The organism is Kocuria aegyptia (assembly GCF_039530085.1).
In the GTDB taxonomy this organism is placed as follows: domain Bacteria; phylum Actinomycetota; class Actinomycetes; order Actinomycetales; family Micrococcaceae; genus Kocuria; species Kocuria aegyptia.
Map to the genome: position 1 here is coordinate 1 of NZ_BAAAOA010000007.1, position 26362 is coordinate 26362.

Consider the following 26362-nt stretch of genomic DNA (forward strand, 5'->3'; position numbering starts at 1 on the left):
ACTCCCCGTCGGCGATCTCGAGGTTCAGGTCGGTGACCGAGGGCCGGGTCGCCCCGGGGTACTGGCAGGTCACGTTGGCGTAGCGCACGGAAGACATGGGTGAAGGCCTCTTTCCCGGCAGGCACGTGCCGGACGATCCGAAGGAGAAGAGATGCCCCCTCAGGTGACGAGGGACACAGTGATCCTAATCAGCTTCGGGACGTCGCCGCCATCGGCGCGCCGCCGTCCGCGGTCACCGCACCGCGTCCCGGCGTAGTTCGGCCAGCCGGGCCAGCGCCGCGGCCAGCTCCTCCGGCGAAGCGACCCGGTGTGCGGCCACGCTCTGTCCCGTGCCCACCTTGATGCCCAGATCGGCGGGGCCCAGCTCGCGCATCGCGTTCTCGTCGGTCACGTCGTCGCCGGCGAACAGGGTGACGTCGGCGCCGGTGGCCTGCATGAACGCGGTGATGCCCTCGCCCTTCGTCGCCGAGTGCACCGAGGACTCGACCACGTGCTGGCCCGGGGTGACCTTCAGCCCCTCGAGCTGCTCGAAGCGCTCGACCATCTCCTGCTCCGCCTGGGCGCACAGGGACTGGTCCTTCATCGTGCGGGTGTGGAAGGCGGCCCCCGTCGGTTTGAGCTCCAGCCTGGATCCCGGATAGCGGGCGACCTGCGCCTCCACGAGCGCGGTGGCCTGCGCCAGCAGTCCCTCCTGGGCGGGGGAGAGCTGCAGTGCGGTGTCGGCGGCCGCGTCCCCCAGGGCGTCGAGGAGCAGCTCCGCCCCGTGGGAGCCGGACAGGAGCATCCGGCCGGCCGGGTCCACCACGGAGCGCAGGAACCGCATCGGCCGGCCGGAGATGACGGCCACGTACGTGCGGTCCAGCGCCAGGAGCTCCTCGAGCGCGGACCGGGCCTCCGGCAGCGCTCGGCTGTCGTCCGGGTCGTCCGTGAACGGGGCCAGGGTGCCGTCGAAGTCGAGGGCGACCAGCAGGGTCTTGGCCTTCGCCGCCCGGGCGAGGGCGCCGGCGAGCTCCGCGCGGGTGTCGTCGTGAGCGTCCATCACCGCTCCTCCTCACCGGTCGTTCCGGGGCGGGTGCGGGTGAGGTCCCGCAGGAACGCCTCGGACCAGTCGTTGACGTCGTTGCCCAGGACCTGTCGCCGCATCGCGCGCATCCGTTTCTTCGCCTCGGCCGGGGGCATGTCCTTGGCCCGCAGCATCGCGTCCTTGAGCCCGTCGATGTCGTGGGGGTTGACCAGCAGCGCCTGCTTGAGCTGCTCGGCGGCACCGGTGAACTCCGAGAGGACCAGGGCCCCGGACCCGTCTGCCTTGGCGGCGACGTACTCCTTCGCCACCAGGTTCATGCCGTCCCGGAGGGAGGTCACGAGCATGACGTCGGTCGCGAGGTACAGCGCCACCATCTCCTCGAACGGGTAGCCGTGGTGCAGGTAGCGGATCGCCGTGTGCGAGATGGTGTCGTGCTGGCCGTTGAGGTGGCCCACGAGGCCTTCCACGTCCTCGCGCAGCTGCACGTAGGACTCCACGCGTTCCCGTGAGGGATTGGCCACCTGGACCAGCACCGACGGGCCCACCGTCAGCCGGCCGTCCTCCAGCAGCTCGCCGTAGGCCTTGATGCGGTGCAGGATGCCCTTGGTGTAGTCCAGGCGGTCGACGCCGAGGAACACGTTCTCGGGGTCACCGAGCTCGTGGCGGATCTCCCGGGCCCGCTCCTTGACCTCCGGCCGGGAGGCCAGCTCCTGGATCGACTCCGCGTCGATGGAGATGGGGTAGGACTTCGCGTGCACGGTCCACGCGGCGTCACCCGCCCCGAACCGGGCCGCGGCGTTCTTGAAGGGCACGTCCAGGAACCGCCGCACGCAGCGCTGGAAGTTCTGGGCGTCACCGGGGCGCTGGAAGCCGATGAGGTCCGCGCCCGAGAGCCCGTCGAGGACGGCTCGCCGCCAGGGCAGCTGCGCGAAGATCTCCAGTGGCGGGAACGGGATGTGGTTGAAGAATCCGATCGTGAGGTCCGGCCGCAGCTCGCGCAGCATCTTGGGGACCAGCTGCAGCTGGTAGTCCTGCACCCACACCGTGGCGTTCTCGGCGGCGACCTCGGCGGTCCGCTCCGCGAAGCGGCGGTTGATGTCGCGGTAGCTGTTCCACCATGCGCGGTGGAACTCCGGCGGCGCGATGACGTCGTGGTACAGGGGCCACAGGGTCGCGTTGGAGAAGCCCTCGTAGTAGGTCTCCACCTCCCGGGCGGACAGCGGCACCGGAGCGAGGTGGTAGACGTCGTGGTCGAAGCGCTCGAGCGTCTCGTCGGCGGCCCCGTGCCAGCCCACCCAGGCGCCGGCGTTGCGGGCCATCACCGGGGACAGGGCGGCCACCAGCCCGCCGGGGGACCGGCGCCAGGAGGACTCCCCGTGCTCGACGACGCGCTCCACCGGCAACCGGTTGGAGACCACGACGAAGTCGTAGCCGGCCTCCTGCGGCACGTCCGTCCGGGGCTCCGGCACCTGCTCCAGATCGGCCGTGGAGGCGGTGGGGGTCTGGTCTTCGCTCACGAGGTGTCCTTCCGGTAGGTCGTCGTCGTCCTCTCTCCAGTCTATTCATCAGTGTGCTCATGGTTCTGCCTGATGATCACCTGAGTCGGCGGCCCGGGAGGGGGTCCGATAATCTGGGCGACGACACGTCCCCATCCGCCCCCCAGGATCTTTCGAAGAGGACCCATGGCAGCCAGCAGCAGCACGACGCCCGACCCCCGGAACCGCGACGCCGCCCGCGAGCGGGCGCGGCAGGTAGCGGACCAGCACGCACGGCAGGACAAGCGCTCCCGCCGGATCCTGCAGCTGGGCATCCTCGCCCTGGTCCTGGTGATCGTCGCGGTGATCGGCATCGTCGTGGCGCAGAACCGTGCCCAGCAGATCCCCGAGGCCGGGCCCGTTCCGGCCAGCGCCAACCAGTGGGGCGGTACCGTGCTGACGGCCGACGGGATCCGCACGGGCGAGTCCGAAGTCGAGGAGCGTGACCTCGGCGAGGTCCCCGAGGCCCCGGAGACCCCCGACGAGTCCGCCGTTCCACCGGGCGTCGAAGCCTCCGGCGACGACGAGCCCGTGCAGGTCGTGATCTTCCAGGACTTCGAGTGCGTGCACTGTGCCGACTTCGAGGCCGAGAACGCCGATGCGCTCGAAGAGGCCGTGACCTCCGGCGACATCACCCTCGAGTACCGCAACCTGAACTTCCTGGACCGCGCGACGCCGACGCAGTACTCCTCCCGGGCCGCGGCCGCCGCCTACGAGGTCGGCAACCAGGTCTCGGCGGAGCAGTACCTCGCCTTCGTCGAGGAGGTGTTCTCCCATCAGGGCACCGGTGGGCTGGACGACGAGCAGCTCGTGGAGATCGCCTCCTCGCACGGCGCCGACATCGCGGGCGCGCTCGAGGAGAACACGTGGCGGCCGATGGTGAACGTGGTCTCGCAGGAGTCCCTCGCCAACGGCGTCTCCGGCACCCCCACCGTCTTCATCGACGGTGAGCGCCTCGGCAACGAGGCCTTCCAGGAGGCCCTCGACGCGGCCGTCGAGGCCAAGGGGTAGGTCCCCGCTCCGCACAGCGCGACGGCGCCGCGCCCCTCCTCGGGCGCGGCGCCGTCGCGCTGTGCGCACCCGCTCGCTGCCCTGGGATTTCGGGGTCTCCGGACGCGTCCGATATCCTGAGGAACCGGCGGCTCGGCCCGCACCCGTGCGGCCCGAGAGTTGCTTCGCCTCCTTAGCTCAGCTGGCCAGAGCACCTGTCTTGTAAACAGGGGGTCACCGGTTCGAATCCGGTAGGGGGCTCCACGGTTTTGCGGTAGCGACTGTCCGTGACGTCATATGTTGCGCTGGGGTCTCGGCGTGGAAATTGTTCCTACCGACTTCCACAACGGGGTTGAGCAGGCGATTTCGTCGGCCGTCCTCGCGCCGTCCGTTCGCTACCGGGAACAGATCGCTGAGGATCCCTTTGTTTCAAGGGTTCCGGTGGCTTTTTTCCGGGCGCCGAGCGCGGTCCCAAAGGTGAAGTGGCGGCGCCGGTGAACCCCCGTGATCGGCCTGCCGTCCCTAATTTGGGGCGAGACGGAACTGTGATGACAAAGCCCCTGGTCGGAGTCTTGAACCGTGTCTCAGGTCACTCCTACGGTGTTCATACCTAGTTCATAGGTGGGGCCTTTTGCCCTAATTCCTCGATATCTCACATGCATGACGACTCTGATGCCATGCCCATTTCACGGGAGCAACAATGAGCACTCTGCGGAAAACCCTCGCCAGCACGGCTGTCGCGACCGTCCTTCTCGGCGGATCACTCGCCGGTCCGGCGGTAGCGGGCGGTAATGGTGACAACGGAGAGAAGAGACACGGCTACAAGCAGAAGATCTACTGCGAGGAGAATGAGAAGGTCTACCACAGCTGGTGGGCCTACTACGAGCACTGCGACGACGACCACGACGAGGACGACGGGTACTGGTACCTCAAGGGGGGCGTGTGGTACTGGCACGACTACGAGGACGACGACGATAAGGACCACGACAAGAAGTACCACCACGGCAAGAAGTACGACCACAAGAAGGACGACAACGGCAAGAGCTGGTATCACGACGGCAACGGTTGGAAGTACCACGACCACGACCACGACGACGATGACGATGACGATGACGACAGGCATGGGAAGAAGCGGTCGTCCGGGAAGCACCACCACCAGCACCACCGCTGATTGATGGCGCCGGGCAGGCTCAGCGCCGCCCGGTACCGCGCGGCCGATCGGTCGGGGGGCAGTATCGCCGCATCGATCCGAGCCCCGCGGGAAGCAGACGTCCGCCGGTGACCTTCCGTCTCCGGTGTAGTACCCGGGGGACGTGCTGCTGGGAAGGGCCCCGCACCGGGAGCAGTCGCCGGGATGCGGGGCCTCTCCCTGTCACAGAGGGTCTGGCTCCAAGGGTATGGGGCGGCGATGAAGGGGCCGACCGGGAACCCGGAAGCCGCGAGGACAACGATGCCGACGGCGGGTCCGTGGCGCCGCCGGTGGCGTCCGTCCGCGGTCCGGCCGCCGGGGCGCTCCGGCGAGTCGTCGCCGGGTTCGCCTCCCCGGGTCGCGGTGAGGACGAAAATGAGCACTGCCCCCGCCCCCCACCCCTCGGAGCCCCCCTGTGAGACCCACCGGCCGATCCTGCGCGCGCCTGCCCGCCGCTGCGGCCGCACTGCTGATGATCCTCGTCCTCGTCCTCCTGTCGTCCGGCCCGGCGCGGGCGGCCGGAACGCCGGAGCCCGGCGCACCGTACCTGGGCGCGCTGCTGGACTGGGGAACCGACTCCGCCGCCGGGCACGCCGAGCGTCTCGGCGCGCCGGCGGCCGTCTTCGGGCGGCCGGTGCCTCTGCCGATGGACGACCTGGAGCAGGGCCATCTGCGGGACTACCTGTCCCAGGTCTCCGAGCAGGGCGCCCACGCCCTGCTCACCATCCGGCCCGGGATCGCGCTGGACCGGGTGGACGAGGCCCGGGCCGCCGTCCTCGCCGGTCAGCTGGCCGATGTCGCGGAGGGCTTCGGCGGCACGGTGTTCATCCGGTTCGCGCCGCAGATGAACGCCTCCTGGGTGCCGTGGGGTCAGCAGCCCGAGGCCTACACCGCGGCGTTCCGGACCGTGGCGGCCGCGGTGGGGGCCCGGCTCGAGAACCCGGTGATGGTGTGGTCGCCCACCGCCGGGACCGACTACCCGTTCCGTGCCCCGACGTCCGTGGCGCCGCGGGGTGTGGACCTCGCGACGCTGGACACCGACGGCAACGGGGTCTGGGACCAGGACGACGACCCCTACGGTCCCTACTACCCGGGCGACGACGTCGTGGACTGGGTGGGACTGTCGGCCTACCACGACGAGACCGGCAACGAGGCGGCCCGCAACACCGTCCCGGGACCGGAAGGGTTCGGTGCGCTGCTGGGCGAGCCGGACGGGTTCTACGCCACGTACGCCGCCGGTCGCGACAAGCCGCTCATGGTGGAGACGGGATCCTTCTACAGCCCGGACGCGGGCGGGCCGACCGCGCTCGAGGTCAAGGCCCCGTGGTGGGACCAGGTGCTCACGGCGGCCTCCTCGGAGGACTACGACCGGATCGGCGCGGTCGTGTGGAACGAGACCGTCGAGGAGCGGGCGGACGGGGTGTTGGCGGTCGACTGGCGGTCCACCGCCGATCCCGGCCTCGCCACGGAGTTCCGGGACCGAGTACGGGCCTCGTCCGTGGTGACGGGCCCGGTGACCGAGCAGGCGGCACTGCCGGGCGCGGAGACCGCCGCCCCGGGGATCGTCCTGCAGGGCCCCGCCGCGTGGACCGCGGCGGCGGCCGTCCTCGGTGCGGGACTCCTCCTCTGCCTGCTGCCCCGGTGGCGCCCCGCGCGGGCGTGGCGCTACGCGGAGCCGGCGCCGCGTGACCACCGGATCGACATGCTGCGGGGACTCGCGATCGTGTTCGTCGTCGTCAACCACGTGGGCCTCACCTCGTGGTTCCAGCTGCTGACCCAGGAGAGCGTGGGCGTCGTCTCGGGGGCCGAGCTGTTCGTCCTGCTCTCCGGGGCCGTGCTGGGCATGGTGTACGGGCCGCGGGCGAGGAACGATCTGGGGACCGTCGTCGACCACACCGCTGCACGGGCGTGGAAGCTCTACCTCACGGCGCTGGTCGTCGTGCTCCTCGTCTACGCCCTCAGCTGGATGCCCTTCCTCGACGCCGGGGCCGTCACCACGTTCACCGACCAGGGCACCGGCGCCGCCGGCACGGGGGCCGCGGGCACCACGTACGACCTCTACGCAGGCATGGACGGACTCTTCGAGTTCCCCGTCCAGGCCCACCTGGTCCCCGCCGTGCTGCTGCTGCAGGTCGGGCCGTGGCAGTTCAACATCATGGGCCTGTACGTGATCCTGCTCCTGGTGAGCCCGCTCGTGCTCGCCGCCCTGGCTCGCGGCCGGGCCTGGCTGGTCCTGCTGGTCAGCGGCGGGCTCTACGCCGCGGGCACGGTCTACCGGATCCGCCTGCTGCCCTCCCAGTTCGAGGATTCGTTCCCTCTGCTCGTGTGGCAGGTGCTGTTCGTGCTCGGCATGGTCGCCGGGTACTACCGGCGGCAGGTCGTCACGTGGTTCGCCGACCGGCGCCGGCGGCCGCTGCTGGTCGCCACCCTGCTGCTCGCCGCCGCCTTCGCACTGTTCTCCTGGTCCAGTCCCTATGCCAGCAACGCCTACGACGTCCGGTTGGCCCTGCTGCCGGACGCCGCGTTCCGCACCGTCTACGACAGCTACTTCGGCCGGACCTACCTGGGGATCGGCCGGCTGGTGAACGTGCTCCTCGTGGTCGTCGCCGGCTACACCCTGCTCAGCGCCTACTGGGCCCTGTTCCGGCGCGCCCTGGGCTGGTTCCTCATCCCGCTGGGCCGGGCCACCCTCTACGTGTTCGTCGTGCACGTGTTCCTGGTCCTGGCCGTGGCCAACGTGGATGCTCTCCAGCAGGGCAACCTGTGGCTGAACACCGCCGCCTACGTCGTGGTCCTGGGGCTGCTGTGGGCCATGGTCCGGACCAGGTTCCTCTTCCGGCTCGTCCCGCGGTGAGGTCCCGCGGTGAGGTCCCGCGGTGAGGTTCGGCGCGGCCGCTCCGGCACGACTGCCCAGGTGCGACTGCCCAGGTGCGACTGCCCAGGTGCGCCCGCCCAGGCGCGGACGGCGTCCGGTGCGGCCCGGCGCAGGGCCACCACGGTGACGTCGTCGGGGCGGCCCTGCACGCGGGCGAAGGCGACGGCGCGGTCGACGAGCTCCGCGACGGGCAGGCCGTGGATCTCAGCCCCGACCGCCCGGTCGAGGGTCTCCTCGAGCGAGGGGAGGAAGTCGAGGAACCCGTCGCTGACCACCACCAGCGTCTCGCCCGGCTCGAGCACGGTGCTGTGCAGGTCCCACACGTCGTCCGGGAAGACGCCCAGCGGGGGCCCCGACCGCGCCAGCCGGCGGTAGCCGTCCGCGGAGAAGACGAAGGCGAGACCGTGCCCGGCGTCGACGTACTGGACCCGCCCGGTGGCCGGGTCCAGGCGGGCGGAGAACGCGGTGACGAAGGCACCGGTTTCGGCCAGCAGCTCCTGCGACGCCACGGCAACCCGGGCGAAGGCCTTGTGCTGGTCGTTGAACTGGCTGGCGCCCACGAGCATCGCGCGGACCGAGGCCGCGATCAGCGCCGCGGGAATGCCCTTGCCCATCACGTCGGCCACGTGCAGCTGCAGCTGCTCGTCGTCGAGGAGGTGCCAGGCGAAGAAGTCGCCGCTGATCGCCTGGGTGGACACGCACCGGCCGGCCGGCTCGTAGCCGTCCACGCGGGGCGCCGTGCGGGGCATGAGCACCTGCTGGACCTGCGCGGCGCGGTCCAGCTCGCTCTGCAGCGCCAGTTCTCGCTCCACCCAGCCGGCCATCTCCTGCAGCAGCGTGCGCTCGTCGGCGCTCAGGGTGCGGGGCCTCGTGTCGAGCAGGCACAGGGAGCCGATCCGCTCACCGCCCGGGGCCGCCAGCGGCTGGCCGGCCACCGCCCATGACGGAGGGATCCCGCCTCCGGTCAGCGCGTATGACATGACCGGTCCGGGCGTGGGGAGCGGCCGCCCACGGGTGGTAGTTTGCGCCTGCTAATACTCGTCGCTCCGTGCGAGACACCCCCAGCGCGCTCGCCGTCGGCGGAGAGCCCCGCTCCCGTCGGAAGGCTCCCCGTGCCTGCTCCTGTTCCCCCTCGTGTCCTGTGCTCTCTCACGGCGGTCGCCGCCGCCGTGGCCCTCGGGCTGGCAGCAGTCCCCGCGGCGCACGCGGCGCCCTTGGTCCAGCTCCCGGCCGGACCGGTGACGCTCGCCCCGGCCAAGAAACCGGTCCGCTCGGTCGCCGTCGCACCTTCCGAGCCCCAGGTCCGCACGTGCCCCCTGCGCTTCGGCGTGGGCACCCCTGGTGGCCCCAGTGCCTCCCAGGAGCTGGCCGAGGTCGCGTCCCTGACCGGGGAGAAGCCCTCGATCATCCTGTCCTACAAGGACTTCGCGCAGCCCGTTCCCTACTTCGAGCTGGAGCAGGCCCGTGCGGCCGGAGCCACCACGCTGCTGACCTGGGAGCCGTGGGCCTGGGGAGGAGGGACCGACCAGCCGGCCTACTCCCTGGACGCGATCGCCTCCGGCGCCCACGACGCCCACATCACCGACTGGGCCACTCGCCTGGCCGGGTGGGGGTCCCCGGTGATGCTGCGCTTCGGACACGAGATGAACGGGAACTGGTACCCGTGGGCCGAGGGCGTCAACGGCAACGGCGCCGGGGACTACGTCGCGGCCTGGCGCCACGTCCACGACATCTTCACCAGGGCGGGGGCCGACAACGTGCAGTGGGTGTGGAACCCGAACGTGCCCTACTACGGGTCCACGCCCCTGGACGGGCTCTACCCCGGCGCCGACTACGTCGACGTCGTGGCCCTGGACGGCTACAACTGGGGCACGTCCCAGACCTGGTCCAGCTGGCAGCAGCCGTGGGACCTGTTCGCCTACGGTCTGTCCGAGATGCGCCGCCTCGCCCCCGGCAAGGAGATCCTCATCGCCGAGACCGCCTCCGCCGAGGCCGGCGGCTCCAAGGCCGAGTGGAACGCGCACCTGGTGTACTACCTGGCCCAGCAGCCCGATGTCACGGGGCTCGTCTGGTTCCACCTCGACAAGGAGGTGGACTGGCGGATCAACTCCTCCGCACCCTCGGCTCAGTCCCTGGCGGCCGAGCTCGCCAAGCGCCCCTGCCCGTGACGGCCGCGGCACCGTGCGCCACACGGTGTCATGCGGATCACAAAAGCAAACCGCGCGTGTAGCGTGACCCCAACGACCGGCGCCACTCCACCGCTCATCCGCAGGCGGCGGGGCGCCGGTCGGTCCCTCCGGACCGCGTCGAGGAGTTCCCCATGGCAGTCCCCTTCCCCCCACCGCCCGGCCGCCGGCTCGGACCCGTCGGCGCGGCGCTGCTCGTCGTCGCGCTGGCGGGCTGCGCCGAGGACCCGACGGCCGGCACCGCCGCGGCATCCAGCGCGAGCCCGCCGGCGGCCACGGCCGGGCCCGCGCCCGGATCGGCGTCGCCGGAGACCGGCAGGGCCGCGCCGGAGACGCCGCGCGGCGGGCCGGCCCCCTCGGGCAACGACGTGGCTCCCTACGACGACACCTCCACCCGGGACGCCGCAGGATCCTTCGGCGCCGCCCAGCGGCTCAGCGACTCCCTCGAGGCCGTCGTGGCGGGGCCTCGTCCCGGCACCACCGGCGACCGTCCGGTCCGGGCCGCCCCCGGCACCCCGGTGCAGGTGTTCACGCTCACCCTCACCAACACCGGCAGCACCCCGGTCGACGCCGTGCCGTGGTCCTTCCCGGTCGCCGTCGAGGGCGAGGAGCCGGCGCCCCCCGTCTTCGACGACTCCCTGGGCGTGCCGATGGAGACCTTCCCGACCATCGCCCCCGGGGACAGCGCCTCCCTCGAGGTCGCCTTCTCCGCGGAGCACGACGCCGACCTGGCCGTCCGCGTCTTCGACAACACCACCCCCGACCACTACGTCGAGTTCACCGACTGAAGCCCAGCAAGGGACCCCCATGAAGATCTCAGCTCTGCGCCTTCCCGCCGCGGTCGCGGCCTGCTTCGCGGTCGCCCTCACCGGCGCCCCGGGGGCATTCGCGGCGCCGTCCGCGCCCGCACCCGGCGTCTCGGCCGGGCCGACGACGGCGCCCGGTCCCACCGCGGGTTCCGTCGCGCCGACCGTGCGGCTCGCACCGGCGGACGACGAGTCCACCGTGCCCGCGGGCAGGACCGCGCTCGTCGACGTCCTGGCCAACGACCACCTCGAGGACCCCACGACGGTGCGGCTCCTGCTCGTGGACCCCTCGGCCCCCGACTCCGACGCCGAGCTCGTCGACGAGCTGCGCACGGACCTCGGGTCCGTGCGCGTGGTGTCCCCGGGCACGGGGCCCGAGGCCCTGCCCGAGGGCTGGGACGAGGTCCCCGATCACCCGGTCCTCGCCCTGACCCCCGCCCCGGACGGGCCGGCCGACGCGCGCCCGGTGGAGGTGGGCTACGCCGTGGTGGACGCCACCGGTGCCGCGGCCCGCGCCGTGCTCACGGTCGCCCCGGCCCCCGAGGCCCAGGCGTCGCCCGGTGCCTCCGCGGAGCCCACCACCTCGGCCGGAGCCGCGGAACCCGCGGTCCCGGCCGAGCCCACAGCCGGCGACGAGCCGACGACGCAGTCCTCTCCGGGGGCGGAGCCCGCCGAGGGACGGCAGGCCGCCCCGGAGGAGACCGCGGCCGCGGCCGCCGCGGAGAACGCGGCCGTGCCCGCCGAGGTCCGGCAGGCCCTGGAGGCCGCTGCCGCCCGGTCCGGATCGAGGACCGGGGAGCCGACCGCGGGAATGCGTCCCTGGAAGGGTGGCTGGGAGTGGCCGCACCAGCGGGGCGTGGTCCTGTGGTCCGAGGCGCACGGCGCGCACTTCGTGCAGCTGCGGGGCGCGATCGGCCACCGGTGGATCACCACCGGCGGCGTGGAGGCACTGGGCTGGCCCGTCGAGGACGAGGTCTGCGGGCTGGCCGGCGGCGGGTGCCGGCAGTCCTTCTCGAAGGCGCACACGATCTACTGGAGCCCCGCCACCGGGGCGCGGACCGTGCAGAGCCGGGGTGCCATCGGCCACAAGTGGGCCCTCGGCGGGCGCGAGGCCGGGGCCTACGGCTACCCCACGACCGACGAGGTCTGCGGGCTGGCCGGCGGCGGGTGCCGGCAGTCCTTCTCGAAGGCGCACACGATCTACTGGAGCCCCGCCACCGGGGCGCGGACCGTGCAGAGCCGGGGTGCCATCGGCCACAAGTGGGCCCTCGGCGGGCGCGAGACCGGGGCCTACGGCTACCCCACGACCGACGAGGTATGCGGGCTGGCCGGCGGCGGGTGCCGGCAGTCCTTCTCGAAGGCGCACACGATCTACTGGAGCCCCGGGACGGGGGGCACGGGCGGTCAAGACGAACGGCGCCATCGGTCAGCGGTGGATCGCCACGGGACGCGAGCGGGGGACGCTCGGCTATCCGGTCACCGACGAGGTCGGCACCGGGACCGTGCACCAGACGTTCCAGCGGGGACTCGTCACCTGGAGCCGGGCCACGGGGGTCCGCACGCACCTGTTCCGCGGTGAGTGCCACCACCTCAACACGGGGCGCTCCGTGCAGCCGACCCGCAACGCGGCACGCGTGTCCCTGACGATCGCCGAGGGCTACGGGCGCTCGGAGGCCACGTTCGTCAACTGCGTGCGGATCGGCGGCAGCTACGTGGAGGAGTGGCGGACGTCCGCCTACGTGGGCGCCAGCGGGTTCAAGCGGCCCGGGGTGCCCTCGGGGCACACGCAGTACCTGTTCTCGCCGCAGGGCTCGTACTCGGTCACGGAGTCCTTCGGCGTCTACAACCCGGGCACCGCGCTGCCCTACCGGCAGCTCAACCCGAACTCCCGGTGGGGCGGGCGCCTGGGCTCGCTCTACAACAAGTACTTCGAGTCGGCCGGCTACACCTGGCCGGACGAGAACATGTGGTACTTCGCGCAGTCGGGGGACTACCGGCTCGGCGTGGTGATCAACTACAACCGCCCGCCCGACTCGTCCATCGTCCAGGGCGACGGCTTCGCGATCTTCCTGCACGCGAACAAGAAGCCCACGGCGGGGTGCATCGCCCTCCACGAGCACGAGGTCGCCCGGTACATGCGCACCGCGCGGCCCGGCGACCGGATCATCATGGGCGTCCGGGCGGACCTGTTCCGCTGACGGCCCAGGACGCCAGGAGGGGACCGCGCGCCGCGCGGTCCCCTCCAGGCGTCCGTGCGGGTCACGGACTACTCGACGGTCTGCTCCACCCTGGCCTGCTCGCGGCGGCCGAAGGTCCACAGCAGCAGCTCGCTCGGCACGGCGCGCAGCACGCGCACGGTTCCCGTCCTGCCACGGCCGCCGCGCACGGCGCCGTAGGACGGGGCGATGAGCACCACCGTGTCCTCCTCGTCCTTGAGCATGACCTTGGCCGCCAGGGTCAGGGACCGCCACAGCGCCTGCTCCTCGTCGTGCAGCAGTGGGCGCTCGTGCCAGCCGGGCTGGGCCCGGCGGACGTCCTCATGATGGACGAAGTACTCGACGGTGTTCATCCGCTTGTCCACCGGTCCCAGCCGCGCGAGCGAGTACAGCGGGGGGTGCTCGACCTTCCGCACGAGCTCTTCCCACGGCTGGCCGGCGACGGCCTGCTCGGCGCGGCGGGCGCGCTCGCCCAGAACGGGCACCCGCGGCAGCACCTGGCCGGCCAGGACGTCCGGTCGCCCCGAACGCAGGACGAGGTGCACGGCGAGGTCACGGGTTCTCCAGCCCTCGCACAGGGTCGGGGCGTCGGGGCCCACTCGGCGCAGGAGCGCGGCGAGGTGCCGGCGCTCGACGTTGGCGAAATTGGTCACGTGGATCCTCCTCGTGGCGCCGCCGTGGGTCGGCGGGGCCGTCCTGCGACCACGCTATACCGGGCGCGCGCCCGCCTGGAACCGGTGTGGCGCGGGCCGGGCTCAGCCGCGGGGGACGGGCGGGCCCAGGTACAGGAGCACCGAGGCGAGACCGGCGACCACGACCACGCCCGCCACCACCGCCAGCCGCGGGCTGCGGAGCGACCAGGCCTCCAGCCGCTCCGGCACGGTGCCGGGACGGTCGCCGCCGGGTGCCAGGCGCCAGCCGCCGGCGAGCCGGCCCGTGCGCTCCGCGCGGCGCTCGAAGGGGATCGTGGCGTACGGGACCACGGCGCTGGCCAGGCCCAGCACCCCGAACCCCGCGGACCACCGCTGGTCCACCCACACGAAGCAGGTCACCACGCAGTAGCCCAGGAACACGAGTCCGTGCAGCATGCCGAAGACGGGCACGAAGGCCTCCGAGACCCCCGTGTACTTCAGGACCATGCCGAGGATCAGCAGGGTCCAGGTCACCGCCTCCGCGAGGGCGAAGCGTCCGTAGAGCTCACGGGGTGTCATGGGTGGTGCTCTCCTGCACGTCGAGGGGCCTGGTGGGGGTGGGGCGTCGTCGGGGATCGTCGGAGCCGCGAGCCGGCTCGCGTGCAGGGCGGCGTACGCGCCCCGGGCAGCGAGCAGGGCGCCGTGGGCATCCTGCTCCACGGTCCGGCCGTCCTCCGTCACCAGGATGATATCGGCGTCGGGCTCGGGGAAGCGCGGCACCAGGTCCACCAGGGCCGTCCTGTCGGCGGTGCCGGGCCGCTGCTCCGAAGGCGTCGAGCAGTTCGGAGGCGCGTTCGCGGAGGCCGCCCCGGACCGCTGGGCGTCGCGGGCCCGCGTGATGGAGGGTGGACCCCGAAGCGGCCGACCTCGCGGGAGCCGGAGGAGCCGACCTGCCGGAGCACGACCCCGAATGTGGCCCTTCGTGAAATGGATCACCAGAACCCTGGTAAAACCACACGAACTCACATAAACTCAAGGGAACGCAATGATCGTCCGTCCTTCCCATCCGTGAGGTGCACGCCATGTTCGCAGAGGAACGCCAGGCCGAGATCGCCGAGCTGGTGCTCACGACTCGTCGGGTCAACGGTGCGGATCTGGCACGCCGCTTCGACGTCACCATGGAGACGGTCCGCCGCGACCTCGCGGCCCTCGAGGCCGCGGGCAGGCTCCGCAGGGTGCACGGGGGAGCCGTCTCCGCGGACCAGTCGACGTCCGACGAGAAGACCATCTCGTCCCGCAAGCACCTGAACACCCCGGAGAAGCGGCGGATCGCGCAGGCGGCGTTCGACCTGCTGCGCACCAGCGGGGCGGGGGCCGTCGTGCTCGACGCCGGCAGCACCGTCGAGGCCCTGGCCGACCTCATCGTCCGCACCGACTCCACCCTGCCGGACGGACAGGAGCAGCTCATCATCACCCACGCCCTGCACATCGCCGCCAAGCTCGCCGACGCCTCCGGCATCGGGCTCGAGCTCGTCGGCGGGCGGGTCCGCAAGCTCACCTGGGCCGCCGCCGGCGGACGGGCCGCGGAGCACTACACCCGGCTGCGCCCCGACCTCGCGTTCGTGGGCTGCAACGGGATCCACGCCGCGTTCGGGCTGAGCACCCCGGACCCCATCGAGGCGGTCGTCAAGGCCGCCATCATCCAGACCTCCCGCCGGGTCGTGGTCCTCTGCGACTCCGCCAAGCACGATCAGGAGACCCTCATGCGCTTCGCGTCGCTCGACGAAGTCGACACCCTCATCACCGACCGGGAGCCCGGTCCCGAACTGGCCGCCGCCCTCGAGGAGGCCGACGTCGAGGTGGTGATCGCGTGATCCTCACCGTCACCCTCAACCCGTCCCTCGACCGCACGGTCGAGCTCCCGGCCACGCTGCGCCGCGGCGCCGTCCAGCGCGCCGACGGCGCCCGGCAGGACGCGGGGGGCAAGGGCGTGAACATCTCCCGGGCGCTGCGCGCGAGCGGCGTCCCGACCATGGCCGTGCTGCCGGGCGACCCGGGCGACCCGCTGCTGGCGGAGCTCGCCGCGGCGGACGTCCCCTACGAGACGGTCCCCGTGGGCGCCCCGATCCGCTCGAACATCACGATCACCGAGCCGGACGGCACCACCACCAAGATCAACGCCCCGGGCGCACCGCTGGGCTCCGAGCACGTCGACGCCGTCGTCGAGCTCCTCGTCCACCGCGGCGCGGACGCCTCCTGGGTGGTCCTGGCCGGCTCCCTGCCGCCCGGTGCCCCCGAGGACGTCTACGCCCGGATCGTCCGCCGTGTCCGGTCGGCCCTGGGGGAGCGTTCGCCCCTGTTCGCCGTGGACACCTCCGGGGCGGCGCTGGCAGGCGCGATGTCCGGCGACGACGCCCTGCCCGACCTCATCAAGCCCAACGGCGAGGAGCTCGCCGAGCTCGTGGGGACGGTCGACGGCGAACGGCTCGAGGCCGATCCCGACCTCGCGGCGGCGACCGCCGCCGCGCTGGTGGGCCGCGGCCTGGGCGCGGTCCTCACGACCCTCGGGGCCGGCGGGGCGGTGCTCACCGTCCCGGAGGGCTCCTGGCACGCCGTCCACGCCCCCGTGTCCGTGCGCTCCACCGTGGGCGCCGGCGACAGCTCGCTCTCGGGCTACCTCATCGCCCAGGAGCGCGGCGACGCGCCGCCGGAGTGCCTGCGGCAGGCCGTGGCCTCCGGGTCCGCGGCGGCCGCGCTGCCGGGCACCCGGGTCCCGGCCCTCTCCGAGACCACCCCCGAGGCGGTCAGCGTGCGGGAGCTCCCCGCGCGCGCCGTCTCCGGCTGAACCGCTCCACCTCACCTCATCCGATCCAACCGGGCCTCCGGCCCGGCCGCTCAAGGAGGACATCGTGTCCGAGCTCATCACTCCCGACCTGGTCTCGCTCGACCAGGACCTGGGGGCAGACAAGGAAACCGTCATCGGCCGGCTCGCCGCCCTGGTGCAGCGAACCGGGCGCGCGGAGCAGCTCGACGGGCTGCTGGCGGACGCCATCGCCCGCGAGAACAAGACCGCCACCGGCATCCCCGGCGGCATCGCGATCCCGCACTGCCGCTCCACGGCCGTGCTCGAGCCGACGCTGGTCATGGCACGGCTCGCCCAGGGCGTCCCCTGGGGCGCGAAGGACGGCCCCGCCGACATCGTCTTCTTCATCGCGGCGCCCGAGGGCGCCGACCAGACGCACCTGAAGCTGCTGGCCAAGCTCGCCCGGTCGCTGATGAAGAAGGACTTCGTGGCCGCCCTGCGCGCCGCGCGGTCCGAGCAGGAGATCGTCCGGATCGTCGACGACGCGCTGGGACTCGGCGGTACCGCCGAGGGCGCCTCCGCGGCCGGTGCGGGGACCGCGGGCGCGACCTCCGCCGCCGCGGTGCCCGCCTCGGTGGACGCCCGGTCCGGGGACGCGGGTGACGCCCCGGCGCCCGTCGTGCAGACTGCGGATGCCGCGCCCGCCGCGGCTGACGCCGACTCGCACGCCGGCAAGAAGATCGTGGCCGTCACGGCCTGCCCCACCGGCATCGCCCACACCTACATGGCCGCGGACGGGCTGACCTACGCCGCCGAGGAGATGGGGGTCGACCTCCAGGTCGAGACCCAGGGCTCCGCCGGCTTCACCAAGCTCGACCCGGCCACCATCGCCGCGGCCGACGCCGTGATCTTCGCGACCGACGTCGACGTCCGCGACCGCTCCCGCTTCGCGGGCAAGCCCTACGTCGCCTCGCCGGTCAAGCGCGGCATCGACGAGCCGAAGGTCATGATCGAGGAGGCCCTCGCCAACGCCGCGAACCCGAACGCCAAGCGCGTGCAGGGCGCCGCCGGCGGCGCCGCCGACGAAGCCGCCTCCTCCGGCGGCCGCGAAGGCTGGGGCACCCGCATCCGCAAGGCCGTGATGACCGGGGTCAGCTACATGATCCCGTTCGTGGCCGCGGGTGGTCTGCTCATGGCCTTCGGCTTCATGATCGCCGGCGCGGACATCGCCAACGTCGCCGACGACGTCCTGACGGGCTCGACCCTCTGGAACCTGGGCGAGTTCACCCTGGCACAGTACATCGGGGCCGTGCTGTTCAAGATGGGCAACCTGGCCATGAGCCTGCTCGTGCCCGCCCTGGCCGGCTACATCGCCTACGGGCTCGCCGACCGGCCCGGCATCGCCCCCGGCTTCGCCGCGGGACTGGTCGCGAACTTCATGGACGCCGGCTTCCTCGGCGGCATCGTGGGCGGCCTGCTGGCCGGTCTGGCCGCCTACTGGCTGGCGCAGCCGCGCCTGCCCCGCTGGCTCGGCTCGCTGATGCCCGTGGTGATCATCCCGCTGCTCGCCACGATCTTCGCCGCGGGCCTGCTGCTGCTGGTCCTGGGCGGGCCGATCGCAACCTTCATGGCGTGGCTGACCGAGGTCCTCAGCGGCATGACCGGTGCCAGCGCGCTGGCGCTCGGCGCGATCCTCGGCCTCATGATGGGTACCGACCTGGGCGGGCCGATCAACAAGGTCGCCTACACGTTCGCCGCCGCGGGACTCGGTGCCGCGACCGCCGCGAACACCGCTCCGCAGGAGATCATGGCCGCCGTCATCGCCGCCGGCATGGTGCCCCCGCTGGCCATGGCCCTCGCCTCGACGGTGGCCAAGCGGTACTTCACGGTGGCCGAGCAGGAGAACGGCAAGGCCGCCTGGCTGCTGGGTGCGTCCTTCATCTCCGAGGGAGCGATCCCGTTCGCCGCGGCGGACCCGCTACGCGTGCTGCCCGCGTCCATGATCGGTGGCGCGGTGGCCGGCGCGGTCAGCATGGCCACAGGCGTCACCTCTGCCGCGCCGCACGGCGGGGTCTGGATCCTGCCCGTGATCGGCAACCCGCTGATGTTCCTGCTCGCGGTGGTTGTCGGTACCGTGGTCACTGCGGCCGTCGTCGTCGCCCTCAAGCACGTGGGCGGAGCGCACGGACGGGTGGCGGACGCCACCCGCTCGCGCGAGGACGCCGCCGCTGTGCCGACCACCGCCTGAGCGGGGCACGGGCCCCGTACGGGGTCCGTGCGCCGACCGGTCAGATCTTTCTCGAGGAAGAGGAACACCATGCAGACACTGACAGGCGTGGGGGTGTGCGCGGGCCGCGTCATCGGCGAGCTCGTGAGCATGCCGGAGCCCGTCTCCGAGCCGGCCGCGGGGCTGACCCTGCAGGACGAGGAGCCCGAGGCGGCGGTGGCCCGGCTGCAGACGGCCGCTGCCGCCGTCAAGGCCGAGCTCAAGCGCCGCGCTGAGGTCGCTGTCGAGAAGGACGCCGCGGACGTGCTCAAGTCCACCGCTCTCATGGCGGGGGACAAGGCGCTGCTGAAGAACGCCGCGAAGCTCATCACCGGGAAGGGGCTCGCCCCCGAGCGGGCCCTGTGGGAGGCCGCGAGCGACTACGCGGACCAGATGCGCGCCCTGGGCGGGTACATGGCCGAGCGCGCCGCGGACATCGAGGACGTCCGGGCGCGGCTGGTGTGCCAGCTCCGGGGTCTGCCCATGCCGGGAGTGCCGCAGCGGGACGTCCCGTTCGTGCTGACCGCCGAGGACCTCGCGCCCGCCGACACCGCGACCCTGGACCCGGAGATGGTCCTGGCCCTGGTCACCTCCGGCGGCGGGCCGCAGTCCCACACGGCCATCCTGGCCCGCAACCTCGGGCTTCCCGCGGTCGTGGCCGCCCGGGGCGTCGAGGCGCTCGCGGACGGCACGAGCGTGTTCGTGGACGGCGCCACCGGCGAGATCCGCACCGAGCCCGGGGAGGACGAGCAGGAGCTCGTGGAGGCATGGGTGCGCAGCGCCGCGGCGCGCAGCGCCTTCGACGGCCGCGGCGTGCTCTCGGACGGCACCGAGGTGCCGCTGCTGGCCAACGTGGGCACCCCCGAGGACGCCCGCACGGCGGCCGCGGCCGGGGCCCAGGGCGTGGGGCTGCTGCGCACCGAGTTCTGCTTCCTGGGGCGGGACAAGGAGCCCTCCGTCGAGGAGCAGGTCGAGCAGTACACCGCGATCCTCGAGGCCTTCCCCGGCAAGAAGGTGGTGGTCCGCACCCTCGACGCCGGGGCGGACAAGCCGCTGCCCTTCCTCACGGACACCGCCGAGCCCAATCCCGCCCTCGGCGTGCGGGGCTACCGCACGGACCGCTCGGTGCCGGGCGTGCTGGCCCGTCAGCTCGAGGCGATCGCGCTGGCGGAGAAGGCCACGGACGCGCAGGTGTGGGTCATGGCGCCGATGATCGCCACGACCTCCGAGGCCCGGGACTTCGCCGCGATGGCGGCGGCAGCCGGCCTGCGGGTGCCCGGGGTCATGGTCGAGACGCCGTCCGCGGCCGTCACCGCGGACCAGATCCTGCGCCACGTCGAGTTCGTCTCCCTGGGCACCAACGACCTCACTCAGTACACGATGGCCGCGGACCGGATGATGGGCTCGCTCGCGGAGCTCAACAACCCGTGGCAGCCCGCCGTGCTGCGCATGATCCGGTACACCGTGGAGGGTGCCCGCCGGGCCGAGTCCGAGGGTGCGGGCCCGCGCAACGTGGGCGTCTGCGGCGAGGCCGCGGCCGATCCCGCGCTCGCCGTGGTGCTCGTGGGCCTCGGCGTGCACACCTTGTCCATGAGCCCCCGCGGACTGGCCGCGGTCGCCGCAGTGCTGCGCAGCGTCGACCTGGCCACCGCGCAGGCCCTCGCCGAGGTCGCGATCGAACAGCCCAGCGCGGAGGAGGCCGCCGCCGCCGTGCGGGCTCAGCTCGGCGTGCTCGCCGAGCTCGGGCTCTGACGGCCCGACCGCACCGTCCCCCAGTACCCCAACCACCGGGGTCCGTCACCCCGGACCCCGCAACCCGAAGGAGCACCACCATGGCAGAACGCATCGCCACCATCGCCTCGTCCGTCGGCCTGCACGCCCGTCCCGCGGCGATCTTCGCCGAGGCGGCCGGGGAGTACGACCTCGACATCACGATCGCCGCCGAGGGCGAGCCCGAGGACGAGGCGATGGACGCCTCGAGCGTGCTGTCGCTGATGTCCCTCGGCGCCGGCCAGGGGGACAAGGTCGTGCTCCGCGCCGAGGGCGCGGGCGCCGAGGACGCGCTCGATGCGCTCGCGCAGATCCTCGAGACGGATCACGACGCCGAGTAGGACCGCACCGTCCGGCCCCGGCGCCCGTCCACCACACGGTGGGCGGGCGCCGTCGCGTGCCCTCCGACCTGTCTCACGGGTCCCGCACGGGCGCCGACTGCCGTGGAGGGGATGCCCGCACACCCCGATGGAGGCCCGATGACCGCCGACCGACCACCGCTCGACCACCGCCGCAGGGAGCCGGAGCGCCGCGCAGGCACCACAGGATGCACAGCGCGGCACCGGACCGGCACGGTTCAGAAGCCGCTCAGGCCCGCACGGTTAGACTGACCCGGGCCGGCCCCCGCCGGCGTACCGGCCCGCCGGTCACCAGGCAGGCCGCCCCCGACGACCTCGACGATTGAGAGAGCCTTGCGAGAGTTCACCGCACGTTTCGCCACCGACCAGGAGATCGCCGACTGGGACACCCACGTCACGGCGAACCCGCACGGCGGCAACCTGCTGCAGTCCGCGTCCTTCGCGGACGTCAAGGCGGACCACGGCTGGCGGCCCCTGCACCTCGTGCACGAGCCCGCCGACGGAGGGCAGGCGTCCTACAACCTCGTCCTCGAGAAGCCGGTGCCCGCCCTCGGCAAGCTCTGGTACATGATCAAGGGCCCGGACGTCGCCTCCGTCGACGACATCCCCGGGATCGCCGCGGCCAGCGCCCGGCTCGTGGCGGAGCAGCGGCTCAACGTGTTCGCGATCAAGATCGAGCCGGACGTGCTGGACTCGGAGCACGCCCGGGGCGTGCTCGCGCGGGCCGGGCTGAAGAAGTCCTTCAACATCCAGCCCAACGACTCCACCGCGGTCCTCGACACCGACCGGGACGAGGAGGCCGTGCTGAAGTCCTTGCACTCCCGCGGGCGCAACGCCGTCCGGCGGGCCCTGCGCGAGGGCTGCACGGTCGAACGGGTCGAGCTCACCGAGCAGAACATGCGCCGGATGTACGCGCTCATGGACACGGTGGGGCAGGGGGGCGCGAACGTGAACCTGCGCTCCTACGAGTACTACGCGAAGTTCTGGACGACGTTCGAGCAGGCCGGTCAGGGCCGGCTGTACTTCACCTACGAGGACGGCGAGCCCTCCGTGGGCGCCTACGTCATCGCCTACGGCAGCAAGGGCACCTACAAGGACGGCGGCTCGAAGCCCCGGCGCCGCCAGTACGGTGACTCCCACCTGCTCCAGTGGACCGCGATCACGGACCTCATGCGGGAGCACGGGATCGTCGAGTACGACTTCTGCGGCACCCCGCCGAGCGACCAGCTCAAGAACAAGGAGCACCCGTACTACGGGCTGGGCCTGTTCAAGACGAGCTTCACCAAGAGCGTGGTCGACTTCGTGGGCGTCCACGACCAGGTCCTGAGCCCCGCCAAGTACGCCGTCTGGACCAACGTGGCCGAGAAGGTCCAGCGCCAGCTGTGGGTGCGGCGCACGGGCCAGCCCTTCTACTGATCCGGACCCGACCGCCCTCCGGGCTCCTGCCCCCGCGCCACGGAAGGAGGAACGCCGCGTGGTGACCGACCAGCGCGCCCCCCTGCGCCAGTTCGCCGCCTACCCCTCGTCGGACGGGGCCGGAGAGCCCGACGTCCATGTCGTCGAGCCGTTCGGCCCCGGCGGGGACACGACGCTCACGGGCGCGGCCCGCCCGATCGCCCGGCACGGGGCGGGCCTGCCCACGGTCCGCCCCACCGAGGACCAGGCCCTCCACGCCCGGCGCCGCGCGGGAACCGCCGCGCCCGACATCGTGCCGGACGCCCCGCAGCCGCTGCCTGTGCTGAGCACCAGCCTGATCCGCCGGCACCATGACACTCCCGAGCCGCAGAAGCGTCAGGAGCTGCTCTCGGCTGCCGAGACCGTGCCCCTGTCGGTGCCGGCCCGCCGACGGCGCCGCACCGACACGGTCCCCGTCTCCCGACCGGAGACGACGACGATCGGGCCCCTCCCGGCTCCCGGCAAGAGTTCCGACCGGATGCAGCGGGGCGCCTACCCGTCCACCCGTGCGCAGGGCGCCCGACCCGGCGGGCGAGCCCGGCTGCGGTCCATCCTGCAGGGGGAGTCCGCCCCGACCGCTCCCATGCGCGTGGTGGAACGGCTCAACGCCTCGCCCTTCGCCAACCTGCGCCGCTTCGGGGAGTCCACCAGCCGGCAGGCACGGCGCACCCTCAACTTCGCGCTGCGGCTGGCGGAGACGATGTTCCACTACGGGGCGGACGCCCTCGACGTCGAGAACGCCATCATCGCCGTGTGCACCACGTACGGGGTCGAGAACGTCGAGGTGGACATCACCAACCAGGCGGTGACGATCAACTACATCGCCGACGACCAGCCGGAGGGCGGGGACACCCGTACCCGCGAGGACGTCTTCAACGACCCGGACACCAACAGCCACACGGTCATGCGGGTGGTGCGCTCCTGGACGGACAACTACGCGGGCCTGGCCGAGACGCACCAGCTCGTCGCGGACATCACGGGCGGGGAGATGCCCCGCGGGGAGGCGGAGCGGCGCCTGGAGGCGATCAACGCCAAGCCCAAGCCCTATCCGCGGTGGATGGTGCGGGCCGCCACGACCGCCGCGGCGATGACCATCACGGTCGGCATCGGGGGAGGAGTTCTGGGTTCGCTCGTCGCCGGGCTGTCCTCGGTCATCAACCAGATCGTCGCGCACCGGCTGGGCGTCTGGCGCATCCCCGAGTTCTTCACCATGGCCGCCCAGTCCGGGATCCTCACCACGATGGCCCTGCTGCTGTCCTGGGCCGGAGTCGACCTGTCCCCGACACGGGTCATCGCGGGCGGGATCATCCTGCTCCTGCCCACCACCCGCATGGTCTCCACCATGCAGGACGCGATCAACGGCTTCCCGGTCACGGCGGCCGGCCGCCTGCTCTCCACGTCCATGGCATTCCTCGGCATCGTCGCCGGCATCGCCGGCGGCATCTCCGTGGCCGGCTACGCCGGCATGCCCCGGGTCGACGTCTCGCAGAGCGCCTTCGACCCGGTGGGCCCGCTGACCAATTCCGTGTTCATGCTGATCGCCACCGGGCTCATCGCGGTCACGATGCAGGCCAAGCCCCGCCACGTGCTCTCGACCGTGGCCACCGCCCTCGGCGGCCTCGTGGTCTACCACGCCGGCATGGCCGCGGGTGTCGGTGCCCGCCTGGACACGGCTCTCGCGGCGGTCACGAGCGGGTGCGTGGCGACCGTGCTCGCGGCCCGGCACCGCATTCCCCAACTGGTCCTGGCGATCCCCGCGATGACGTTCCTGCTGCCCGGGCTGTCCATCTTCCGCGGCATGTACACCATCACCGTGGAGACGGACACCTACGGCCCCGGGATCGTGGGACTCGTCAACGCGATGGCTTCGATCGTGGCCCTCGCCTCCGGGGTGGTGCTCGGCAAGTACCTCATGCGCCCGTTCGTGGGGCACCTCAACGGCACCAGTTCCCGCCGCAACCGGCGCCGTTGACTCGCCGACCCGGGCCGGGGCCTGGCGGACCCTCGATGAGGGCCTGCACGGGGTGGACCTCGATGGGGGCCTGCACGGGGTGGACCTCGATGGGGGCCTGCACGGGGTGGACCTCGATCCGGGCCAGAACCGGGCAAGTCCTCGAACCGGATCAGACCCCGGGGGCCCTGGATTCGGAACGGAACCGGGTGGATCCTCGGTCCGGTTCAGAACGGCGGTGGGTCGTCGTGCGGACGGACGGCGTGCGGACGGACGGCGCAGGGGATCTGGCCGTGGGATGTCCACGGGTTCCCGGGCGGTGACGAGTCGGGCGTCGGTGGCCCAGCCGGTGGCGGGGCGTCGACGGGCAGGCCGTCGGCGATCCGCAGTGGTGAGAGCACGGGATGGTGATGCTGCTGCGGGTAGGTCACGTGGACGCGTCCTGCCGGTGAGATCCATTCCAGGACGCCCTCCGGCGTCCCCGGGCGGCGGTGCCGGACCTGCCAGCGTCCGAGCGGGCCGTGCCGGTGCTTGAGGACGTGGTGGTGGCGGCACAGGTGGGCGAGGTTGTCCGCGGCCGTCGGCCCGCCCTCGACCCAGGCCACGGTGTGGTCTAGGTCGCACTGCTCGGCCCGGCGCCGGCACCCGGGGAACCGGCAGGTGCCGTCCCTCGCCCGCAGCCGGCGCTTGAGGTCGGCCGGTACGGCGTAGGTGGTGCGGTCGTGGTCCAGGACCGTGCCGGTGACCGGGTGGGTCAAAACCCTCGACCAGGAGCCGGCGCCTGCGGCGATCCGTTCGGCCACGCTCATCGGGATCGGCCCATAGCCTTCCAGCTCCGCGCAGCCCGGCATTCCGGTGGCGCGCTCGCCGTCGGGCGAGCCGCCACTTGATGACTTGCCGGACATGCCGCCACCGTTGGGTGACTGGCCCGGCATTCCGGTGGCGCGCTCACCGTTGGGCAATCCACCGTTGGGTGGCTTGCCGGGCATCCTGCCACTGTTGGATGACGCGCCGGGCATCCCGCCGCCGCTCGGTGAATCGCCAGGCATTTCGCCGGCGGTCGGTGGGCCGCCGGGGAGCCCGCCGGCGGATGTCTGGGCGTGGTGCTCCAGCAGAGCGAGCACGGGCACGGTGACCGCGACCTGTCCGCGGATTCCGCGCAGGTGCTCGGGCATCCGGGTGGGCTCCCCGTCCAGCAGCAGCGAAGCCAGCACGTCCGCACGCAGCTGGCCGGCCGTGCGCGGGCGGCCGTACCCGCAGTCCTGATCTCGGTCCTGGCCGGGGCTCTCCACGGCGCCCTGGCCGCCACGGGCAGAGTCCAGCACGTCGGAGGGCGGGACGTGCGGATCCACACGGGCGGCGATGGACGCGAGACGGGCATGGACGGCGTGGGCGGTGGCGGCGTCCAGGAGCGCGCACAGCCGTGCCATGCCGTCCTCCTCCGGTTCTATCCACACCCTGCGTCCCCGGCGGGCCGCCCGGTGACGGGACTCCGCGGAACCGACCCGCAGCCAGGCCCGCCGCCGCCGGGCCAGCGCCCGGAGCTGCGCCGCGGTGGCCGTCGGCGCCTTCGCCAACAGCTCGTCCACGACGCCGACCACGGCATCGCCGGGTGTCCACTGCTCGGGCGTCCGGCCGGCCTCGCCCGCCAGGTCCCGCCACAGGTCCACGATCACCTCGACCTGCCGCAGGGCGATCGCCCCGGTCTCGAGGGCTCGCAGGACGCCGGGCAGCAACTCAGCCAGCAGGACCGCGTTCTCCACTCGCCGCACAGCCGTGCTCGCCGGCAGCCGCAGTGCCGGGCCGATCTCGTCGGCCACGTCCAGCACCGTGCGCTGCCCCGGTTCGGGAACGCAGTGCTCAGGATCACTAGGGCGCTCGGCCGACCAGCGTGCCCTGACCGCCCGTCGACCTTCCTGGGCCCGTTCCTGCAGCTGCCACATCCGGTGGATCACCCGCAGCTGGCGGCCCGCGGCCCGGGCCTCCGCACGGGCGTCCTCGACGAGCTCCGCCACGGCGCCGGCGTACTCCTGCTCGGCCACGTCCGTGTCCTCCCGGAGGACCTCCTCCAGGTTCCGCGACCGACCGGCGGTGATGGTCATGTCTCATGGTCCCCACCGCGTCCGACACCCTAGGCATGGACCGGGAACCCGGAGCCGGCACCGGGATCCCGGAACGCGACCACAGCGCCCGCCCGGCACCGCAGGCAGGCACGCCGTCGTCGCGGAGCAGGCCTGACGCCTCACCGGCAGGGCGGCATGGCACGGCGAGCAGTTCTCAGCCCGGACACGCCGCAGTGGTGCGT

Annotated in this window: 20 protein-coding genes and 1 tRNA gene; 15 read left to right on the forward strand and 6 right to left on the reverse strand. The window is 72.6% G+C overall.

All coding sequences use genetic code 11. The features are described 5' to 3' along the window. Window positions 1–232: 232 nt before the first annotated feature. Together otsB and ABD220_RS02285 are read right to left on the reverse strand one after the other, a co-directional pair. Window positions 233–1039 (reverse strand): trehalose-phosphatase, encoded by an 807-nt coding sequence (otsB, locus tag ABD220_RS02280; RefSeq protein WP_344119452.1) that lies wholly within the window; start codon window positions 1037–1039, stop codon window positions 233–235. Beyond that, the gene (locus ABD220_RS02285; protein ID WP_344119703.1) at window positions 1039–2493 is read right to left on the reverse strand and encodes an alpha,alpha-trehalose-phosphate synthase (UDP-forming); all 1455 of its coding nucleotides are present in this window, start codon (window positions 2491–2493) and stop codon (window positions 1039–1041) included. Before ABD220_RS02285 ends, otsB begins: the two co-directional genes overlap by 1 nt. Window positions 2494–2706: 213 nt before the next feature. Between ABD220_RS02285 and ABD220_RS02290 the strand changes: the two genes are divergently transcribed. The 4 genes from ABD220_RS02290 to opgC all read left to right on the forward strand — a co-directional run bounded on the left by ABD220_RS02290 (window position 2707) and on the right by opgC (window position 7592). Next, on the forward strand, window positions 2707–3570 hold the full coding sequence (locus tag ABD220_RS02290; RefSeq protein ID WP_344119454.1) for a DsbA family protein: 864 nt from the start codon (window positions 2707–2709) through the stop codon (window positions 3568–3570). Between the two features lie 166 nt (window positions 3571–3736). After that, window positions 3737–3813 (forward strand) — tRNA-Thr (locus tag ABD220_RS02295). Between the two features lie 436 nt (window positions 3814–4249). Beyond that, window positions 4250–4720 carry a hypothetical protein gene (locus ABD220_RS02300; protein ID WP_344119456.1) on the forward strand — a complete coding sequence of 157 codons (471 nt, stop codon included), beginning with the start codon at window positions 4250–4252 and terminating at the stop codon, window positions 4718–4720. Window positions 4721–5210: 490 nt separating this feature from the next. Next, a complete protein-coding gene (gene opgC / locus ABD220_RS02305; RefSeq protein WP_425552498.1) occupies window positions 5211–7592 on the forward strand; it encodes an OpgC domain-containing protein in 2382 nt (793 codons plus the stop codon). Here the strand turns inward: opgC and ABD220_RS02310 are convergent. Continuing rightward, window positions 7520–8593, reverse strand: a complete 1074-nt coding sequence (locus ABD220_RS02310) for a PP2C family protein-serine/threonine phosphatase (RefSeq protein ID WP_344119460.1) — start codon at window positions 8591–8593, stop codon at window positions 7520–7522. The two genes, opgC and ABD220_RS02310, sit on opposite strands and share 73 nt — an antisense overlap. Window positions 8594–8725: 132 nt before the next feature. On the opposite strand from ABD220_RS02310, the gene ABD220_RS02315 reads away from it, so the two are divergent. The 4 genes from ABD220_RS02315 (at window position 8726) to ABD220_RS02330 (ending at window position 12803) form a co-directional block, all read left to right on the forward strand. Next, complete coding sequence (locus tag ABD220_RS02315; RefSeq protein ID WP_344119462.1) at window positions 8726–9781, forward strand: glycoside hydrolase family 26 protein; 1056 nt, start codon at window positions 8726–8728, stop codon at window positions 9779–9781. A 152-nt stretch (window positions 9782–9933) separates the two neighbouring features. After that, window positions 9934–10587 carry a hypothetical protein gene (locus ABD220_RS02320; protein WP_344119464.1) on the forward strand — a complete coding sequence of 218 codons (654 nt, stop codon included), beginning with the start codon at window positions 9934–9936 and terminating at the stop codon, window positions 10585–10587. Between the two features lie 19 nt (window positions 10588–10606). Next, on the forward strand, window positions 10607–12184 hold the full coding sequence (locus ABD220_RS02325) for a hypothetical protein (RefSeq protein WP_344119466.1): 1578 nt from the start codon (window positions 10607–10609) through the stop codon (window positions 12182–12184). Beyond that, a complete protein-coding gene (locus ABD220_RS02330; RefSeq protein ID WP_344119468.1) occupies window positions 12108–12803 on the forward strand; it encodes a L,D-transpeptidase family protein in 696 nt (231 codons plus the stop codon). The genes ABD220_RS02325 and ABD220_RS02330 overlap by 77 nt, the downstream gene beginning before the upstream one ends. A 68-nt stretch (window positions 12804–12871) precedes the next feature. Here ABD220_RS02330 and ABD220_RS02335 read toward each other — a convergent pair whose 3' ends face one another. Then, window positions 12872–13474, reverse strand: a complete 603-nt coding sequence (locus ABD220_RS02335) for a TIGR03085 family metal-binding protein (protein WP_344119470.1) — start codon at window positions 13472–13474, stop codon at window positions 12872–12874. 102 nt (window positions 13475–13576) lie between these two features. Continuing rightward, window positions 13577–14242, reverse strand: a complete 666-nt coding sequence (locus ABD220_RS02340; RefSeq protein WP_344119472.1) for a DUF3817 domain-containing protein — start codon at window positions 14240–14242, stop codon at window positions 13577–13579. 293 nt (window positions 14243–14535) lie between these two features. Between ABD220_RS02340 and ABD220_RS02345 the strand changes: the two genes are divergently transcribed. The 7 genes from ABD220_RS02345 to ABD220_RS02375 all read left to right on the forward strand — a co-directional run bounded on the left by ABD220_RS02345 (window position 14536) and on the right by ABD220_RS02375 (window position 24078). Next, the gene (locus ABD220_RS02345; protein ID WP_344119474.1) at window positions 14536–15327 is read left to right on the forward strand and encodes a DeoR/GlpR family DNA-binding transcription regulator; all 792 of its coding nucleotides are present in this window, start codon (window positions 14536–14538) and stop codon (window positions 15325–15327) included. Then, window positions 15324–16298 carry a 1-phosphofructokinase family hexose kinase gene (locus tag ABD220_RS02350; protein WP_344119476.1) on the forward strand — a complete coding sequence of 325 codons (975 nt, stop codon included), beginning with the start codon at window positions 15324–15326 and terminating at the stop codon, window positions 16296–16298. The genes ABD220_RS02345 and ABD220_RS02350 overlap by 4 nt, the downstream gene beginning before the upstream one ends. Window positions 16299–16362: 64 nt before the next feature. Further along, window positions 16363–18504, forward strand: a complete 2142-nt coding sequence (locus tag ABD220_RS02355; protein WP_344119478.1) for a PTS fructose transporter subunit IIABC — start codon at window positions 16363–16365, stop codon at window positions 18502–18504. Window positions 18505–18573: 69 nt separating this feature from the next. Further along, entirely contained in the window at window positions 18574–20274 is a 1701-nt protein-coding gene (gene ptsP, locus ABD220_RS02360; RefSeq protein ID WP_344119479.1) for a phosphoenolpyruvate--protein phosphotransferase, read from the forward strand. 80 nt (window positions 20275–20354) lie between these two features. Continuing rightward, complete coding sequence (locus ABD220_RS02365; RefSeq protein WP_344119481.1) at window positions 20355–20633, forward strand: HPr family phosphocarrier protein; 279 nt, start codon at window positions 20355–20357, stop codon at window positions 20631–20633. Between the two features lie 351 nt (window positions 20634–20984). Beyond that, window positions 20985–22067 (forward strand): lipid II:glycine glycyltransferase FemX, encoded by a 1083-nt coding sequence (locus tag ABD220_RS02370; RefSeq protein WP_344119483.1) that lies wholly within the window; start codon window positions 20985–20987, stop codon window positions 22065–22067. A gap of 58 nt (window positions 22068–22125) precedes the next feature. Then, on the forward strand, window positions 22126–24078 hold the full coding sequence (locus ABD220_RS02375; RefSeq protein ID WP_344119485.1) for a threonine/serine exporter family protein: 1953 nt from the start codon (window positions 22126–22128) through the stop codon (window positions 24076–24078). Window positions 24079–24284: 206 nt separating this feature from the next. Here ABD220_RS02375 and ABD220_RS02380 read toward each other — a convergent pair whose 3' ends face one another. Then, window positions 24285–26159: an HNH endonuclease signature motif containing protein gene (locus ABD220_RS02380; protein ID WP_344119487.1), complete on the reverse strand. Its 1875-nt coding sequence runs from the start codon at window positions 26157–26159 to the stop codon at window positions 24285–24287. Window positions 26160–26362: the final 203 nt, after the last annotated feature.